Raw genomic sequence first — 16,459 nt, 5'->3', positions numbered from 1 at the left:
ATTTTTACATCATCATATATGGATTCATGTCGATCGAAATCATCAATTGCTTTTGTTCAATATCTCGTTTGTAATGATCCATAATGTTTTTAAGCAACGATGTAAGCTGGTTTTCCTGTTTGTATTTTATCACGCATTGATAGCGATATCTATCTTTGATCCTGGCGATCGGCGATGCGACTGGGCCGAGAATCTTCGCCTCGCTTGAAATGTTCTGTTTTAAATAGTTGGCGATTTTTTCAGTCACGAGCGCCGCCTTCGTCACTTCCTCGTGCGATACGCTGACGAGCGCCAAATAATAATAGGGAGGATAGGCCTGTTCCCTTCTGTGCAGCATCTCCTGCCGGAAGAATGTTTCATAATCGTGCGTTTTCGTGAGCTGAATGCTGTAATGGGACGGTGTATACGTCTGAATGATCACCTTGCCCGGCTTTTCGTGGCGGCCCGCTCTTCCGCTCACCTGCGTCATCAGCTGGAACGTTTTTTCAGCGGCTCTGAAATCGGGGATGTGAAGCATCGTATCCGCGCTCAAAACACCGACGAGCGTGACGTTTTCAAAATCGAGCCCTTTGGCGATCATTTGTGTTCCCAGCAGAATATCGGCTTCGCCTTTGCCAAAGGATGTGAGCAGCTTTTCATGCGCTCCTTTTCTCGAGGTTGTATCGACGTCCATGCGGATCACCCTTGCAGCCGGCAGAACCTTCGTCAATTCTTCTTCGACCCGCTGTGTACCTGTACCAAAGTAGCGGATATGCTCGCTTCCGCATTCGGGGCAGCTTGACGGCATGCCGGTTTCATAGCCGCAGTAATGGCACTTCAGACGCTGTCCATACCTGTGGTACGTCAACGAGATTTCGCAATGAGGACACTGGATGACGTATCCGCAGTCCCTGCACATGACAAATGAGGAATATCCCCTTTTGTTTAAAAACAGAACGGCCTGCTCTCCTTTTTCAAGGGTTTCCTCAAGTCCGGCCATTAAGTCTTTGGAAAACATCGAGCGGTTTCCGCTGCGCAGTTCCTCTCTCATATCAACGAGAGACACGTCAGGCATGACTTGGTGATTGACGCGGTGCTTGAGAGAAAGAAGCTTGTACACGCCTTTTTTCGCCCTTGCGAACGATTCGAGCGTCGGCGTCGCACTGCCGAGGACGACCGGACAACGGTGGTATTCGGCCCTTTGAATCGCCGCTTCTTTCGCATGGTATCTCGGCATCTCTTCCTGCTTGTACGATGTTTCGTGCTCTTCATCGATAATAATCATGCCGAGATTTTCAAACGGCGCGAAAATCGCCGAGCGCGCCCCGACGACAAGCCGGACTTCTTTGCGGTGGATTTTCCGCCATTCATCATATTTTTCTCCTGTTGAAAGCCCGCTGTGCAAGACGGCTACCTGTGAGCCAAAGCGGCCTTTAAAGCGGTTGACCATCTGCGGCGTCAGCGAAATTTCCGGAACGAGAACGATCGCTTCTTTGCCGGCTTCCAGCACCTTTTCGATCGATTGCAGATAGACTTCCGTTTTTCCGCTTCCGGTCACTCCGTGAAGAAGAAACACATCGTGCCGCTTGTCTTCGATCGCCTCTGCTATCGCCTCGTAGGCCTGCGCCTGCTCTTCAGTGAGCGGAAGCGGTTCGGTTTTTTTGAACATTCTGTCCTGATAAGGATCCCTGTAAACCTCCTCTTCGCTTTCCTTTAACAGCCCCTTGTCGATCAGCGCTTTTACGGATGCGGAAGAGCCTCCCGTTTTGCCGATCAGATCTTTTGCCGGAACAGCACCGGCTTCTTTGCGGTCGATGAAAAACTGAAGGACCGCTTTTTGTTTGACGGCTTGCGGGGAGAGGCCGTCAAGCGTTTCTTTTAAATGTTCTTTCGCGCAAAGGGGGGCGATCATTCTCCGCGTTTTTTTATTTGTTTTCTGCTTTACTTTATACGCCACTTCAAGGTTGCCCTCTTGAACCTGGCGCTGAATCAGCTTTAATGTCCCATGGTCATCTATATCGGAATAAGAAAGTGTTTCTTTTTGCGAGAACAGGGTTTTAAGCGGTTCGGGAAGCGGCTTATCGCCGATCACCTTGATTTCTTTGCCGTATTTTGCTTTCATAGCCGCGGGGAGCATCGCCTGCAAAGCTGTAATTTTAAAAGAAAGTGTTTTTTCTGTCAGCCAATCTGACAGCTCGAGCAGCTCCTCCGTCAAAACGGGCGTCAGATCAAGGATATCCTCGATATCCTTAACCGAACGGCCGGCGAGCTCAGACGATTCTTTCACGCCGGTGACAAATCCCTGGATTTTGCGGGCGCCGAACGGAACAATCACGCGCATCCCTTTTTTAATCATCCCTTTGAATTTGTCGGGAATGCGGTAGTCAAACGGTCTGTCGATATTTTTGGTTGTAACATCGACGATTACTTCAGCGAAATTCATGAGGACGTTCCGCTCCGGCCGGCAAGCTCAGCGGCTTCCTTCAAGACTTCGGCGGCAACCTCCCGTTTTGACATCAGAGGGTGCGCCGTCTTTTTGCCGTCTCGGTGAAACACCGTCACGATGTTGGTTTCCGTTCCAAAACCGGCGCCTTCAGCTGTTATATTGTTGGCGACAATCAGATCGAGATTTTTTGTCTCCAGCTTTTGTTTGGCATAGTCTTCGACGTGCTGCGTTTCGGCTGCAAAGCCGACCAAGATTTGCTTTGTTTTCCGCTCTCCCAGCGCTTTTAAAATATCCTTCGTCCGCTCAAGCTCAATGACGAGACCGCCGTCCTTTTTCTTCATTTTTTGATCGTGAATATGCTTTGGCCTGTAATCAGCGACAGCAGCCGTTTTGATGACGATGTCGCTCTCATCGAAAACGGATAGTGCACTTTGATACATATCTTCTGCAGACTGAACATGAATAACGTCAACCCCTGCGGGATCATCAAGCGCTGTCGGGCCGGCAATCAGCGTCACGCGCGCTCCCATTTTTGCCGCTTCCTCAGCGAAAGCAAAGCCCATTTTCCCTGTCGAACGGTTGGAGAAAAAGCGGACGGGATCGATTTGTTCTCTTGTCGGGCCCGCTGTAATTAAGACACGCTTTCCTTCAAGCAAACCGCTGTTTTCGTTTGAAAAATACGACTCGGCCAACTGGACGATCCGTTCGGGCTCTTCAAGTCTGCCTTTGCCGATATAGCCGCACGCAAGGTAGCCTTCACTCGGCTCGATAAACCGGCAGCCGTCTTTGTAAAGAACGCTGATGTTCCGCTGAACGGCCGGGTGGTCGTACATATGGACGTTCATGGCCGGAGCGATCCACACCGGCGCAGTCGTCGCCAAAAGCGTCGTCGTCAGCATGTCATCGGCAATGCCTGAAGCGAGTTTTCCGATCACATTAGCCGTTGCCGGAGCAACGATCACAAGATCCGCCCAATCCGCGGCATCGATATGGGCGATGACACGGGGATTCGGTTCTTCGAACGTGTTGGTATATACTTCATTGCGCGAAAGCGCTTGAAAGGTGAGCGGAGACACAAATTCACAGGCGGATTTTGTCATGATGACTTTCACATTGGCTCCTGCCTGTACGAGCTTGCTCGTCAAGGCGGCCGCTTTGTATACTGCGATTCCTCCGCTTACTCCCAGCAGGATGTTGCGATTTTTCAGCATCGTTTTTTCTCCCCCTTATGTTCTGTTCGCCGGCCCTGAAAAAAATAACAACCTAGTGTATAGGTTGCTATTTTTAAGGCTATTAGCGATTTTCCTTTTCGAATGTAAGCAGTCCGGCATCAATTTCTTCCAGCGCTTTGCCTACAAATTTATGCGACTTCGGATTTTCGATCTGCGCGTCTTTGTGGATCTGCATTTCGCGGGCGCGTCGTGCCGATACGGTAACGAGCGTGTATTTTGAATCCAGTTTATTCATTAAAGAGTCAATTGACGGATCTAGCATAATTATTCAACCTCCAGCATTTTCTTATATCTTGGAGCAACGCGGTCGCGCCGTAAATGTTCGGCGAGAACGATTGCTTTGATTCTTTCGCACGCAAGCTCAATGCTGTCATTTTCGACAACATAATCGTAGGCGTCCATCAGTTCGATTTCCTCCTTCGCCGCTTTCATCCGGTTTTCGATCAAGGCTTCTGTTTCTGTCCCTCTTGTGACAATCCGGTTTTTCAATTCGGCGAGACTCGGAGGCGCCAAAAAGATAAACAAGCCTTCAGGAAATGCCTTTCTGACTTGCAGCGCACCTTGGACTTCGATTTCGAGAAAAACGTCCCTTCCGCTTTCAAGCGTCTGTTCGACGTAGTCAACGGGTGTTCCGTAATAGTTGCCAACATATTCGGCCCATTCGAGCAGCTTGTTGTTCTCGATCATCTCTTCGAACTCTTCGCGCGTCTTAAAAAAGTAGTCGACGCCGTCTCTTTCGCCCTGCCGCGGTTTTCTTGTCGTCACCGAAATCGAATATTCAAATTTTGTGTCCTCCTGAGCAAACAGCGCCTGCCTGACTGTTCCTTTTCCGACGCCGGAAGGGCCGGAGAGAACGATTAATAAACCTCTTTCTTTCATAAAGCTCTTATCCCTGCCCTTCATCCATAATTTCTTCTTTAACGGAAAGCCTTTGTGCTACTGTCTCAGGCTGGACGGCAGATAAGATGATATGGTCACTGTCCATAATGACAACCGCACGGGTTCTTCTTCCATATGTAGCATCTATAAGCATGCCGCGGTCTCTGGCATCCTGGATCATCCGCTTAATAGGCGCGGACTCCGGACTCACAATCGAGATCAGCCGATTCGCGGATATGATATTACCAAAGCCGATATTGATCAGTTTAATCGTCATCCTATACGTTCCCCCTGTACTTGGACGTCTCTAGTTTAACCTGCAGAGAACATCCGTAAACAATACGCACAATCGCTATTCTATATTTTGCACTTGTTCTTTTATTTTTTCAATAGAGCTTTTCATTTCGACCACATGTTTTGTGATCTGGTGATCATTCGCTTTTGAACCGATCGTGTTCGCTTCACGGTTCAGCTCCTGGACGAGGAAGTCGAGCTTTCTCCCCGCGGCCCCGCCCGCTTCGCAAATATCGCGGAACTGGCGGAAATGGCTTTTCAGCCTCGTCACTTCTTCCGTGATATCCGAACGGTCTGCAAACAGCGCGACTTCTGTCAGCAGACGGCTTTCATCGAGACCGTCTGTTGACCATTCTTCAAGGCGCGCCTCAAGGCGTTCCCGATAGTGGCCGACGACCTTGGGAGCAAGCTCTGCGATGTCGTCTGTCAGCTTTTCAAGCCTTTCAATATGCTGAAGGCAGTCATCCTTCAGCCTCAGCCCTTCTGCTTCGCGCATGCTGCACAATTCAAGAACGGCAGCCTCGACCGCTTCAAGAAGGACTTCTTCAAGCTTGTCATTTTGGATCGGCTCTTCTTCAACTTGGATGACATGGTCAAACTGAAAGGCGTCTTGAAGCGTGATCTCTCCTGAAAGCCGGCAGCGCTCTCTCATTTCGCGCGCGGCTTTCTGGTACTCTTCAAGCAGCGGCCAGTCAACCTGGATTTTCCGGGTGACCAGAGCCTCGTCGTCAACGGAAACGAACAGCTCCAGCCGCCCCCTTTGTATATGTTTAAAAATCGTTTGCTTTATTTTGTCTTCTAAATAGAGCAAAGGTCTTGGCATGCGTGCGTTTACTTCTTTAAACCGATAGTTGACAGATTTCAGCTCAACAGCTGCTGTCAGCCCATCCTTCGTTTTGCTCGCGCTGCCGAAACCGGTCATACTCCGTATCATAAAACACACCCAATTCCGTATAAGTGAAAAAGACTTCTTTGATTTAAATTTACGCAAGATGAAAAGGCAATAGAAACCTCTATTACCTTTAAGATTATATCATACAAGCCTATTTTTTTCTTGTCAAAAGTGACCCGGCCAATAAAAAAGTTGGAATCGCCGACATTCCGACAATCAGGAGCCAGTCTGCCATTAAAATCGGAACCGTATGGAAAATCGGCTGCAGCGGCGGATAATAAATAACGACAAGCATTAAAAGAATCGAAGACAATACTGCGCCGAGCAAATAAATGTTTTCAAACGGATTGCGGTCAAAGATGGACCGCTCGCTCCGGCAGTCGAACACATGAATCAGCTGCGCAAGGACGAGCGTTGCAAAAGCGACCGTCTGAGCATACTCAAGCGCTTCCGGGTTGCGGTTGTAAATGAACATAAACGCCCCGAGTGTGGCAATTCCGATTAAAAAGCCGCGCGATACGACCTTCCAGCCGAGCCCCCTTGCAAACACGCCTTCTTTCGGACTCCGCGGCTTCCTCTGCATCACATCGTCTTCAGGCTGATCCATGCCGAGCGCCATGGCAGGCAGGCCATCCGTCACAAGGTTGACCCATAGAATCTGTATCGGAACAAGCGGCAGCGGCAGCGCGAGCAGCATCGCAAACAGCATGACCAATATTTCGCCGACATTGGATGCGAGCAAATATCTGATGAACTTTCTAATATTTTCATAGATATTGCGCCCTTCCTTAATGGCCGATTTAATCGTCGCAAAATTATCATCGACAAGAATGAGCGATGATGCCTCCTTGGCGACATCCGTTCCCGTAATCCCCATCGAAATGCCGATATCCGCCTGTTTAATCGCAGGGGCATCATTGACTCCGTCTCCGGTCATCGCGACGATGTGACCGTTTTCCTGGTAGGCGGTCACGATCTTCAGTTTATGTTCGGGGGACACCCTTGCAAACACGTAAACATCGTCAACAATTTCCGCCAATTCTTCCTGTGAGAGCTCGTTCAGCATCTGGCCGTCAATGACCTTCCCGCGCGGCGGCAATAACCCGAGATCTTTTGCGATGGCTGTTGCCGTTATCACATGGTCGCCGGTGATCATCACTGTTTTGATCCCCGCTTCCCGGCACTCTTTAATCGCTGTTTTCACTTCGGGCCGCGGCGGATCGATCATCCCTAACAGCCCGATGAAAGTTAAGCCTGACTCCGCTTTTTCGAGCGAGAGATTTCCTGTATCTTTGATCGGTTTATACGCGACAGCAATCGTCCTCAGCGCTTGGGACGCAAGCGTTTCCAGCGCCGCGCTTGTTTCGGCGAGCCTTGCCTTTGTGAAGATTTCGCGCTTTTCGTCTGTCAGCGTATGCGTCGAACGCTTCATCAATACATCAGGCGCGCCCTTTGTGATAACAAAGCGCTTGCCGCTCTTATCTTCCGCAATGACAGACATCATTTTCCGCGTCGAATCAAACGGAAACTCCTCGATGATGTTAAAATGTTCGTCAACATATTTGTCCGTAAAACCCGCTTTTCGAGCTGCCGTCAGCAAAGCGCCTTCGGTGGGATCGCCGTCAAGGCGAAACTCCCCGTTTTTTTCGATAATCGAAGATGAATTGCATAATGCACCGAACAGAAGGACCTGTTGGAGCGGTTTATGATGCCTGGCTTGCACGTCGCGCCCGTTCATGGTGAAGGAGCCTTCAGGTTCGTAGCCAATCCCTGACACGTTCCACGTTTTCCCGCCTGACCAGACATGGGTGACCGTCATTTTGTTCTGCGTCATCGTTCCGGTTTTATCGGAGCAAATAATGGATGCGCAGCCGAGCGTCTCAACCGCGGGCAGCTTTCTGACGATCGACTTTTGCCTGATCATCCGCTGTACGCCGAGAGACAGAGCGACCGTGACAATGGCCGGCAGCCCTTCAGGTATGGCAGCGACGGCAAGGGAAACGCCCGCTAAAAACATGCTGTACAGGTCATGCCCCTGGATGACCCCGGCAGCAACGACAAGCAGCGTCAGGAACAAAGCGGCGACAATCAAAATTTTGCCGAGCTCTTCAAGCCTTCTTTGCAGCGGGGTCGCCGTATTCCCGGCAGATTCGAGCATATCGGCGATTTTCCCCATTGCGGAGTTCATCCCAGTGCCGATAACGACGCCGGTGCCGCTCCCCCTTGTGACCAGCGTTCCCATGAAAGCCATATTCTTCAGATCGCCCAGCGATACGTCTGACGCCTGAAAAGCTTCAGCTTGTTTAGACACGGGGAGCGATTCACCCGTAAGAGCCGATTCTTCTATTTCAAGGCTCTTTGTCTCGACAAGCCTGAGATCGGCGCCGATTCTGTCTCCGCTTGCAAAACGGACAACATCTCCCGGAACGAGCTCTTTGGAAAGGATCTTCACCCAGTCCCCCTCCCGGAGCACAGCCACTTGAGGAGCTGACAGTTCTTTCAAAGCCTCGAGCGATCTTTCCGCCCGCCTCTCCTGAAAGAAGCCGAGAATGCCGTTAACAAAGATGATCGCGATGATCGCGATGGCGTCAATATACTCCCCGAGGAAACCCGAAATCAATGTGGCAGCAAGCAAAACAAGAACCATGAAGTCCTTGAATTGAGAAAAAAACAATGCGACCGCCGATGTTTTTTCCCCTTCCTGAAGTTCGTTTGTTCCGTGTCTTTCCAGCCGCTTTCCGGCCTCTTTTTCTGTTAAACCTTTGTCGATGGACGTTTTTGTTATGTCTAACAATTCGGTTTGTCCCATCTCGTGCCATTTCATTGAATCGTCCACTCCTCCTGCCCTAAAGGTTGCTCTTGGTTTATCCATCTCTATAAGTCAATTTATTCAGACTCGTCCCAAATCATGCTATAATTATTGAATGGACGCTTTACGAAGAGGATTAACGAGAAAAGGGAGTTTTTCATATGTCTTTTGACGGCATTTTTACATACGGAATGATCGAAGAATTAAACGAAACGATTCGAGGCGGACGGATCGCAAAAATCCACCAGCCGTTTAAGCATGAGCTGGTGTTTCATATCAGGGCGAACGGGCAGAACCGCAAATTGCTGCTCTCCGCCCACCCGAGTTATGCACGGGTTCACCTGACAAACGAAACCTATGACAACCCGAGCACCCCTCCGATGTTCTGCATGCTCCTCCGGAAGCATCTGGAAGGCGGCTTTATCGACAGAGTCGAGCAAATCGGCATGGACAGAATGATGGTCTTTCATATCAGGAGCCGGAACGAAATCGGCGACACGCTGACAAGAAAGCTGATGGTTGAAATCATGGGAAGGCACAGCAACATCGTGTTAACCGACGGAGAAAAAGACGTCATCATCGACAGTTTGAAGCATCTGTCACCTTCGGTGAACAGCTACCGCACCGTGCTTCCGGGATACGATTACATTCTCCCGCCCGCCCAGAACAAATTGTCACCGCTGGAAGCGGAGACTGAAGATATTCTCCGCCATTTGAATTTCCAGGAAGGCAAACTGGACAGACAGATCGTCGATAGCTTTTCCGGCGTCTCGCCTCTGTTTGCGAAAGAAGCCGTCTTTCGCGCGGGCCTTGCCAACAGGGCGACACTGCCAAGCGTCTTGACGGAGATGTTCAGCGAAATTAAAAACCGGCGTTTTCAGCCCCAGCTGATCACGACAGAAGATGGAAAAGAATATTTTTACCTTCTTGAGCTGACCCATATAAAAGGCGATAACAGACCCTTTCATACGCTAAGCGAACTTCTTGACCGCTACTATTTCGGAAAAGCGGAGCGGGACCGCGTTAAACAGCAGGCTCATGATTTAGAGCGTTTCGCGGCAAACGAAAAGAAAAAGAACGAAAACAAAATCAAAAAGCTGAAAAAAACGCTTGAGCAGTCCGAACACGCGAAGGATTATCAGCTGTACGGAGAGCTGTTGACAGCGAACCTGTACCAGCTGAAAAAAGGAGACAAAGCGGCGAGAGTCATCAACTACTATGATGAAAACGGCGGAGAAATCACGATTCCGCTCAATCCGAATAAGACGCCTTCCGAAAACGCGCAAAGCTATTTTACAAAATATCAAAAAGCGAAAAATTCGGTGGACGTCGTGAAGGAGCAGATCAGATTGGCAGAAGAGGAAATCGCTTATTTCGACCAGCTGATTCAGCAGCTTTCGTCTGCCTCTCCGAAAGATATAACTGAAATCCGCGAAGAGCTCGCCGAAGGAAAGTATTTACGGGCCAAACAGCAAGGGGGCCAGAAAAAACAGAAGAAACAGGCGCCAACGCTCGAAACATACAAATCCAGCGCAGGAGAAACGATTCTCGTCGGCAAAAACAACAAGCAGAACGAATATTTGACGATGAAACTTGCCGCCCGCGACCACATCTGGCTTCACACGAAAGATATTCCGGGGTCGCACGTCGTCATCCAATCGAGCGATCCGGACGAGCAAACCATCCTTGAAGCGGCGCAGATCGCTGCCTATTACAGCAAAGCGAAAAACTCGGCTTCGGTTCCTGTCGATTATACAAAAATACGCCATGTTAAAAAGCCGAATGGCGCAAAGCCTGGTTTTGTCACCTACGACAGTCAGCAAACCGTTTTTGTAACACCTGACGAAGACTTGATCATCAAGCTGAAAAAATAATTGCCAAAAGGCCTGAACCTCAAGAGTTCAGGCCTCTTCTTTTACGGAGAAGCTCGTCGATCTCTTGGACGAGCTCATCATCGATCAAATCATCAATCTGTCCGGCCAGCTTGATCGTGTGACGCGGACTGGCTCCGTTTGTCGAGACGGATATGGTTATGTTTCCTCTGTTGATGATTTTCGGAACATACACATTTCCAAGCTCCGCTTCACTCGCAACATTGACAAGCTGATCAGGAGCAGCTGATGCGGCGATCCGCTTGTTCGCCTCGTGATCATCGGTCGCGAGAATGATCAGAAATGCATCCTTGAAATCGCCGGGCTCCGCTTTTTTCTTCTTCCATTCGATGCCGTTCTCTTCGATCAATCCGAGCATCTCTTCTGATGCTTCAGGGCTGATGACGGTTGCGGCTGCACCTTCTGCCAGCACCGTTTTCAGCCGCCGCGCCGCGATCTTTCCCCCGCCCGCAATGACTGCGGCTTTGCCTTTGATGTTAATGTGAAGCGGCAGCATCTGATGCTCCTGTAAATCCAAAGCGCCCGGCTTTGTTGATAACCGCTTCCTCCACGCGGTGCAAAAAGGCATTTTTAACATGGGGGTGAAAGCCGAGGTAATCCGTCAGCACGACATCCGGATTGGTTTCTTTCAGCTTGGCGGTTTCCCTTTCAATCTCGTTCATCAGCATACCGGTAAACAGCAGATACGGCACGATGAATGTCGTTTTTCCGTCCCGTTCTTTCAGCTGTTTAAACACATCCAGGTAGTGCGGTTCACAGGCTGTCATAAAGCAGGGAATGACTTCGTCAACGGGCGTGAGGCCTCTCAGCCGCTCGCAAATGTCATAGACATCCCGTTTGACATCCGGATCTGAGCTCCCCCTTCCGATCACCACGACTCTTGCATGTTCATATGGCGTCCCCGTTTCTTCGATCCTTGTAAAAACCGCTTTGACGACTTCCTGATTGACGCCGATCGGCTTTCCGTAAGTGACGCTGACGGCAGGGTACTGAGAAGAAGCACGGGCAAGTTCCTCAGGGATGTCCCTTTTGGCATGCGCGGCTGTCAAGAGGAGAAGCGGCACAGCCGCGATATGGGTCGCTCCCTTTTCCACACAGGCTTTAAAGCCGGTTTCGATATCCGGTGCCGCCAGTTCCAAAAAAGAAATTTCCTGAATGGGGGCGGACATGTTTTCTTTGCAGCTCTCCAAAAAAGCGGCTGCCTCTGTTTGGGCTCTTTTCAGACGGCTACCGTGGCCGATATATAAAATCGCTTGTTTCATATTAAAGCGCCTCGCTTAATGCCGGATCTTTCAGCTCTGGTTCAAACCAGCTTAACTGTGAGCTGAATTGAACGACATCCCCGATGACAATCAGGCTCGGGTTTTCAATCTTTTCGCTTTCGACGGTACCGGCAAGCGTTTCAACCGTGCAAAGCACCGTTTTTTGTTTGTCCGTCGTTCCCCAATGAATGAAAGCGGCAGGTGTAGACGGATCTCTGCCGTTTTCGATCAGAAGCCTTTCGATTTGCTTCACGTTTTTAATCCCCATATAAATGACAAGCGTATCGATCCCTGTGGCTAACGCTTTCCACTTCTCTTCAAAGTTTTCTTCTTTTTGATAATGGCCTGTCACGAAAGCGACGTTTGAACTCGCTTCCCGGTGTGTCACCGGAATGCCCGCATAAGCAGCAGCGGCAATCCCCGAGGTGATTCCCGGCACGATTTCATAAGCAACTCCGTGTTCAGCGAGGGTTTGCGCTTCCTCCCCGCCTCTGCCGAATACGAAAGGATCACCGCCTTTCAGCCTGACAACGGTTTTCCCTTTTTTCGCATACTTGACGAGAAAATGATTGATTGTTTCCTGCTTCATCATGTGGTAGTCCGGAAGCTTTCCGCAGTAGATGAGATCCGCTTCCTCCTTGGCGTGCTGTAAAATCTGTTTATTCACAAGCCTGTCATACAAAATGACATCGGCTGTCTGGATGGCTTTTAAAGCTTTGATCGTCAGTAAATCGGGGTCTCCAGGACCTGCCCCAACGATATATACTTTCCCCATCTTAGATCTCCCCCCGATCTGCTCAACGTCTTCTTCAATTCATTATAAATCATAAAGAAAGCGTTTGGTGCCTGAAAATATCACAAAAACCAAACGTTTTCTTTATGAAATAAGAAAGTGCATGTGCAGCACTTTCCTATTCATCCGCATTTTATTTCGTTTGATCTTTCACGTATTGGACGAGCTGATTTTTGCACTCTTCCCGGTTATGTGCGCCTGTATCAAGGACAAGCTCAGGCGTTTCAGGTTCTTCATAAGGCGAATCGATCCCCGTGAAAAATGGAATTTCTCCGTTTCTCGCTTTTTTGTACAAGCCTTTCGGGTCGCGCTCCTCGCACGTCGCCAAATCGCATTTCACATAGACTTCGTGAAACTCATCTTCCTCGACAAGCTGTCTGACAAGCCCGCGGTCTTCTTTAAAAGGGGAAATGAACGCCGTAATGACGATCGTCCCCTGTTCGACAAAGAGCTTCGCGACCTCGCCGATCCGGCGGATGTTTTCCTTCCGGTCTTCATCGGAAAACCCGAGGTCCTTGTTCAGCCCGTGCCTGACGTTGTCGCCGTCGAGCACCGTGACCTGGTAGCCTTGTTCAAACAACTCACGCGCTGCGGCGTTGGCAATCGTTGATTTTCCTGAACCGCTCAAGCCCGTCAGCCAAACGATCGAGCTTTTATGTTTATTTTTCTCATGATATTCCCGTTTTGTAATGGACGCTTCATGCCAGACAATATCTTTATTTACCAAGAGATGCTCCCCCTTAAGAAACCCCGGCCGTTAAGCCTTTGATTAATGTTTGAATAACTTCTGGACGGCTGAATGTGCTCGGCGGGAACTCGCCGTTTCTCAGCATGCCCCTCACTTTTGTGCCGGACAAAATGACATGATGTTCTTTGCCGTGAGGGCACGTTTTCGCCGTCGCCATTGAACCGCAGACATTGCAGTAGAAGCTGTGTTCGAATTTCAGCGGCGTAATGCCGATCTCTTCCGGTGCGAACTGATCGAACAGCTCCTGCGCTTCATATGTGCCGTAGTAATCGCCGACTCCGGCATGGTCTCTTCCGACGATAAAGTGCGTGCATCCGTAGTTCTTTCTGACAAGCGCATGGAAGATCGCTTCCTTCGGCCCCGCATAGCGCATCGCCGCCGGAAAAACGCCGAGGAAGACGCGGTCTTTCGGATAGTAGCCGTCAAGCAGCACCTGATAGCTTTCCATGCGGACATCAGCCGGAATATCGTCTGATTTTGTTTCCCCGACGAGCGGATTGAGGAAAAGGCCGTCTACCGTCTCGAGCGCCGTTTTTTGAATGTATTCGTGCGCTCTGTGAACCGGATTTCTCGTCTGGAATCCGACGATTGTTTTCCAGCCGAGTTCTGCGAATTTTTTTCGTGTTTCCAGAGGATCAAATGTGTGCGCCGGGAATTGCTTGACGCTCCGTTTAATGAGCGTGATCGGCCCGCCCACATAAACGCTGCCGCGGTCAAACAATTTTTTGACGCCCGGATGTTCCAGTTCGTCGGTTTTATAGATATTGACGGCTTCCGTTTTCTTGTCCGGCGCATAGATGTCTTCGATCTCAATGACGCCGTATGTTTCCCCATTATAGGTGAGGCGGACGGTGTCCCCCGCTTTTAAGCTTGAAGCTTTTTGCTCGTCAACGGGCAGAGCGATCGGAAGCGTCCATACTTCGCCGCTTGACAGTCTCATATTTTCGACAACAGACAGATAGTCTTTCTCTGTCATAAAGCCTTGGATCGGGCTGTATGCGCCGATTCCGATCAGCTCCAAATCTGAAAAAGCCATTAAATCAAGCTCAATTTCCTGTGCGATATGTTGAAAATCGTATGCTTCATTGACGCGGTTTACCAATACACCGCCGTGTGGTGCTAAACTCATAAACTTGTTTCCCCCTACTTTGTGTTTAAATTCCTCCGCCTTGTTCATGGACGGAGCTGTGCTCTTTTTTGACCGCTCTCATCAGGCTGATCGTTCCGACAGATGCCAGAAGGACGCTTGTGACGACGATGAGAGCATAATAGTCTCCTTTTAATAAAAGGCTGACCAGCATATAAGACAGGCTTAATGAAAGGAACGGCGAGACGACCCATACTTTCAGCATCGTTTTGACCACTTGTTTATGAAAGACATTGCCGCCGTTTTTTGCCATTCCCATCCCTATAATAGAAGATGATGTGACTTGCGCAAGCGGAACCGGCAAACCGAAAATCGAACTGATGATGACAAGCCCGGCTCCCGTTCCGGAAAGGATGATCCCCTCTCCTTTTGAAAATCTCGTAATTTTTTTGCCGTTTGTTTCAAGAACGCGCCTGCCCAGTAAAAGGGCGCCCAGCGCGACAAACAGTCCGCCATAGAGCGTTCCTTCCCCGACTGTCAAAACATGCGCCGCCACCAGAGGTCCGACAGCATTTGCGACATTGTTCATGCCTGCTGAGAAGGCTTCAAAAAACCCGGTGATCAACAGAATCACCGCCAAAACCTTTGCTTTCTTTCCCGCGGCTGGACGTTTGATCGTTTTTTTCATGATGTTTGCCATCGCAAATGTAAATGTAAAAGCGACGATTGGTACAACGACCCAAAATGAGACGATGACAAGCAAAGATTTCACATACAAAACCTGGTAAGCGACACCTACTCCGACAACAGATCCGACCGTCACTTCACTTGTCGAAAGCGGGATGCCGAGTACATTTGCGATAAAGAGCGACAGTGCCGCCGATCCGATAATAATGCAGACGATTTCAAGCGAAATCACCCGTTCGGGAATAATGCCTGAGCTGATCGTTTTCACGACGTTTCCTCCGCCGATGACGGCGCCCGAGAGAACGCCTGCTGCACAGATTATAAGTGCGTGAAACTTCTTTTTGACTGCTTCAGATCCATAGGCGATTCCCATTGAAGCAGCTGCACCGCTCGCTCCGATATTCATCGCAAAAAACATGCTAAATAAAATGGCGGCAAGTTCCATGACTCATCTCCTTACTCGTGTAATCCGCATTCTGTTTTAGCCGATCCGTTCCAGCGGCCAGATCGAAGATCATCCATTGTAAAGGCCGGAGATGTGCACGGAGCGCAGCCGATGCTCGGGTAGCCTTGATCATGAAGCGGATTGTACGGGAGATCGTGCTTTGTCACATATCTCCAAATATCCTTCCACGTCCAATGAATGAGCGGACAAACTTTGATGGACTTGAATTTTTCATCTTTGTTCAAAAAGTTCGTTTTGCTCCGCCCGGGCGATTGCTCGCGGCGCAGGCCCGACAGCCACGCCGGGTAGCCTGAAAGCGTCTCGCGGAGAGGAATGACTTTCCTCATTTCACAGCAGGAATTCGGAGCGGTCTTCCACAGTTCGTCCCCATATTCTTTCGCCTGCTCTTCGACGGTAAGCTCCGGTGTTTTCATGATAATCTGAAGGCCTGGATATCGTTCTTTGACAGCGTCGATCGTTTCATACGTTTCTTTAAAATGAAGTCCCGTATCAAGGAAAACGATGACCGCATCTTTTTTCACCTTATAAATCAAATCGATCAGGACGATCCCCTCAATTCCGAAGCTGCACGCATATACAAGCTGATCCCCGTAATGCCCGTACGCCCATTTCAAGACGGACAGCGCTCCTTTATAAGAGTCATCTTCCTGAAAAGAGATATTCGGTTCCTCCCATGTGCTGTAAGTAAAAATTTTCGGTTCCCCCTTTTTTTCGCCAACAAAAAAACGGCTTCCAGCAGAAAAAAACTGTGAAAACCGCCTCTAGTTTGTCTAGTCAGCTATTTCAATCTTATTTTTTCATTTTTTTCGATTTGAATGACTTTGCCGTCCTGAACAACGAATGTGATCGATCCGTAATTCATGTCTTTCAGCATGTCTTTCATTTTGATGATCACCTTTTCAAGCTGTTCATCTGTCTTCACTTCTAGCTCCTCCTCTGCCCCTAAAAAATTAAAATCTTTCTTCCAATTTTGAAAGAAAGACGAGGAACTCC

At 49.4% G+C, this 16,459-nt stretch carries 16 protein-coding genes; 1 reads left to right on the top strand and 15 read right to left on the bottom strand.

What is annotated here, in order from left to right:
* Nucleotides 1–4: 4 nt before the first annotated feature.
* The 7 genes from priA to MST20_RS03910 form a co-directional block, all read right to left on the bottom strand.
* On the bottom strand, nt 5–2,422 hold the full coding sequence (priA, locus tag MST20_RS03940) for a primosomal protein N' (protein WP_243940240.1): 2,418 nt from the start codon (nt 2,420–2,422) through the stop codon (nt 5–7).
* On the bottom strand, nt 2,419–3,636 hold the full coding sequence (gene coaBC, locus MST20_RS03935) for a bifunctional phosphopantothenoylcysteine decarboxylase/phosphopantothenate--cysteine ligase CoaBC (protein WP_243940238.1): 1,218 nt from the start codon (nt 3,634–3,636) through the stop codon (nt 2,419–2,421). Before coaBC ends, priA begins: the two co-directional genes overlap by 4 nt.
* 82 nt (nt 3,637–3,718) lie before the next feature.
* Complete coding sequence (gene rpoZ, locus MST20_RS03930) at nt 3,719–3,919, bottom strand: DNA-directed RNA polymerase subunit omega (RefSeq protein ID WP_065644103.1); 201 nt, start codon at nt 3,917–3,919, stop codon at nt 3,719–3,721.
* 2 nt (nt 3,920–3,921) lie between these two features.
* Entirely contained in the window at nt 3,922–4,536 is a 615-nt protein-coding gene (gmk, locus tag MST20_RS03925; protein WP_003181659.1) for a guanylate kinase, read from the bottom strand.
* A 7-nt stretch (nt 4,537–4,543) separates the two neighbouring features.
* On the bottom strand, nt 4,544–4,813 hold the full coding sequence (gene remA / locus MST20_RS03920; protein ID WP_003181657.1) for an extracellular matrix/biofilm regulator RemA: 270 nt from the start codon (nt 4,811–4,813) through the stop codon (nt 4,544–4,546).
* 75 nt (nt 4,814–4,888) lie between these two features.
* Nucleotides 4,889–5,764 carry a YicC/YloC family endoribonuclease gene (locus MST20_RS03915; protein ID WP_243940236.1) on the bottom strand — a complete coding sequence of 292 codons (876 nt, stop codon included), beginning with the start codon at nt 5,762–5,764 and terminating at the stop codon, nt 4,889–4,891.
* A 109-nt stretch (nt 5,765–5,873) separates the two neighbouring features.
* A complete protein-coding gene (locus tag MST20_RS03910) occupies nt 5,874–8,546 on the bottom strand; it encodes a calcium-translocating P-type ATPase, SERCA-type (RefSeq protein ID WP_243940234.1) in 2,673 nt (890 codons plus the stop codon).
* Nucleotides 8,547–8,692: 146 nt separating this feature from the next.
* Here MST20_RS03910 and MST20_RS03905 point away from each other — a divergent pair, with 146 nt between their 5' ends.
* A complete protein-coding gene (locus MST20_RS03905) occupies nt 8,693–10,405 on the top strand; it encodes an Rqc2 family fibronectin-binding protein (RefSeq protein ID WP_243940232.1) in 1,713 nt (570 codons plus the stop codon).
* A gap of 19 nt (nt 10,406–10,424) precedes the next feature.
* Here MST20_RS03905 and MST20_RS03900 read toward each other — a convergent pair whose 3' ends face one another.
* From MST20_RS03900 to MST20_RS03865, 8 genes are all read right to left on the bottom strand, one after another.
* Nucleotides 10,425–10,919, bottom strand: a complete 495-nt coding sequence (locus MST20_RS03900) for a precorrin-2 dehydrogenase/sirohydrochlorin ferrochelatase family protein (protein WP_243940230.1) — start codon at nt 10,917–10,919, stop codon at nt 10,425–10,427.
* Entirely contained in the window at nt 10,900–11,685 is a 786-nt protein-coding gene (locus MST20_RS03895; RefSeq protein WP_243940228.1) for a sirohydrochlorin chelatase, read from the bottom strand. Before MST20_RS03895 ends, MST20_RS03900 begins: the two co-directional genes overlap by 20 nt.
* 1 nt (nt 11,686) lies before the next feature.
* Nucleotides 11,687–12,460 (bottom strand): uroporphyrinogen-III C-methyltransferase, encoded by a 774-nt coding sequence (gene cobA / locus MST20_RS03890; protein WP_243940226.1) that lies wholly within the window; start codon nt 12,458–12,460, stop codon nt 11,687–11,689.
* A gap of 151 nt (nt 12,461–12,611) precedes the next feature.
* Nucleotides 12,612–13,205, bottom strand: a complete 594-nt coding sequence (cysC, locus tag MST20_RS03885) for an adenylyl-sulfate kinase (RefSeq protein ID WP_020451337.1) — start codon at nt 13,203–13,205, stop codon at nt 12,612–12,614.
* Nucleotides 13,206–13,218: 13 nt separating this feature from the next.
* Nucleotides 13,219–14,355: a sulfate adenylyltransferase gene (gene sat, locus MST20_RS03880; protein WP_243940224.1), complete on the bottom strand. Its 1,137-nt coding sequence runs from the start codon at nt 14,353–14,355 to the stop codon at nt 13,219–13,221.
* A gap of 25 nt (nt 14,356–14,380) precedes the next feature.
* Entirely contained in the window at nt 14,381–15,445 is a 1,065-nt protein-coding gene (locus tag MST20_RS03875) for an inorganic phosphate transporter (RefSeq protein WP_065644095.1), read from the bottom strand.
* A gap of 11 nt (nt 15,446–15,456) precedes the next feature.
* Nucleotides 15,457–16,158: a phosphoadenylyl-sulfate reductase gene (locus tag MST20_RS03870; protein WP_243941150.1), complete on the bottom strand. Its 702-nt coding sequence runs from the start codon at nt 16,156–16,158 to the stop codon at nt 15,457–15,459.
* Between the two features lie 86 nt (nt 16,159–16,244).
* On the bottom strand, nt 16,245–16,361 hold the full coding sequence (locus MST20_RS03865; protein ID WP_369878884.1) for a YezD family protein: 117 nt from the start codon (nt 16,359–16,361) through the stop codon (nt 16,245–16,247).
* Between the last annotated feature and the right edge of the window lie 98 nt (nt 16,362–16,459).

Source organism: Bacillus sp. B19-2, assembly GCF_022832475.1.
Classification (GTDB): domain Bacteria; phylum Bacillota; class Bacilli; order Bacillales; family Bacillaceae; genus Bacillus; species Bacillus paralicheniformis.
This window is presented reverse-complemented; position numbering and strand designations above follow the sequence as displayed.

Coding starts and splice junctions, on each gene's coding strand:
- MST20_RS03915 (WP_243940236.1), bottom strand. CDS start 5,764: ATGATACGGAGTATGACCGGTTTCGGCAGCGCGAGCAAAACGAAGGAT.
- priA (WP_243940240.1), bottom strand. CDS start 2,422: ATGAATTTCGCTGAAGTAATCGTCGATGTTACAACCAAAAATATCGAC.
- sat (WP_243940224.1), bottom strand. CDS start 14,355: ATGAGTTTAGCACCACACGGCGGTGTATTGGTAAACCGCGTCAATGAA.
- remA (WP_003181657.1), bottom strand. CDS start 4,813: ATGACGATTAAACTGATCAATATCGGCTTTGGTAATATCATATCCGCG.
- coaBC (WP_243940238.1), bottom strand. CDS start 3,636: ATGCTGAAAAATCGCAACATCCTGCTGGGAGTAAGCGGAGGAATCGCA.
- rpoZ (WP_065644103.1), bottom strand. CDS start 3,919: ATGCTAGATCCGTCAATTGACTCTTTAATGAATAAACTGGATTCAAAA.
- MST20_RS03905 (WP_243940232.1), top strand. CDS start 8,693: ATGTCTTTTGACGGCATTTTTACATACGGAATGATCGAAGAATTAAAC.
- MST20_RS03875 (WP_065644095.1), bottom strand. CDS start 15,445: ATGGAACTTGCCGCCATTTTATTTAGCATGTTTTTTGCGATGAATATC.
- MST20_RS03895 (WP_243940228.1), bottom strand. CDS start 11,685: ATGAAACAAGCGATTTTATATATCGGCCACGGTAGCCGTCTGAAAAGA.
- MST20_RS03900 (WP_243940230.1), bottom strand. CDS start 10,919: ATGCTGCCGCTTCACATTAACATCAAAGGCAAAGCCGCAGTCATTGCG.
- cobA (WP_243940226.1), bottom strand. CDS start 12,460: ATGGGGAAAGTATATATCGTTGGGGCAGGTCCTGGAGACCCCGATTTA.
- gmk (WP_003181659.1), bottom strand. CDS start 4,536: ATGAAAGAAAGAGGTTTATTAATCGTTCTCTCCGGCCCTTCCGGCGTC.
- MST20_RS03910 (WP_243940234.1), bottom strand. CDS start 8,546: ATGAAATGGCACGAGATGGGACAAACCGAATTGTTAGACATAACAAAA.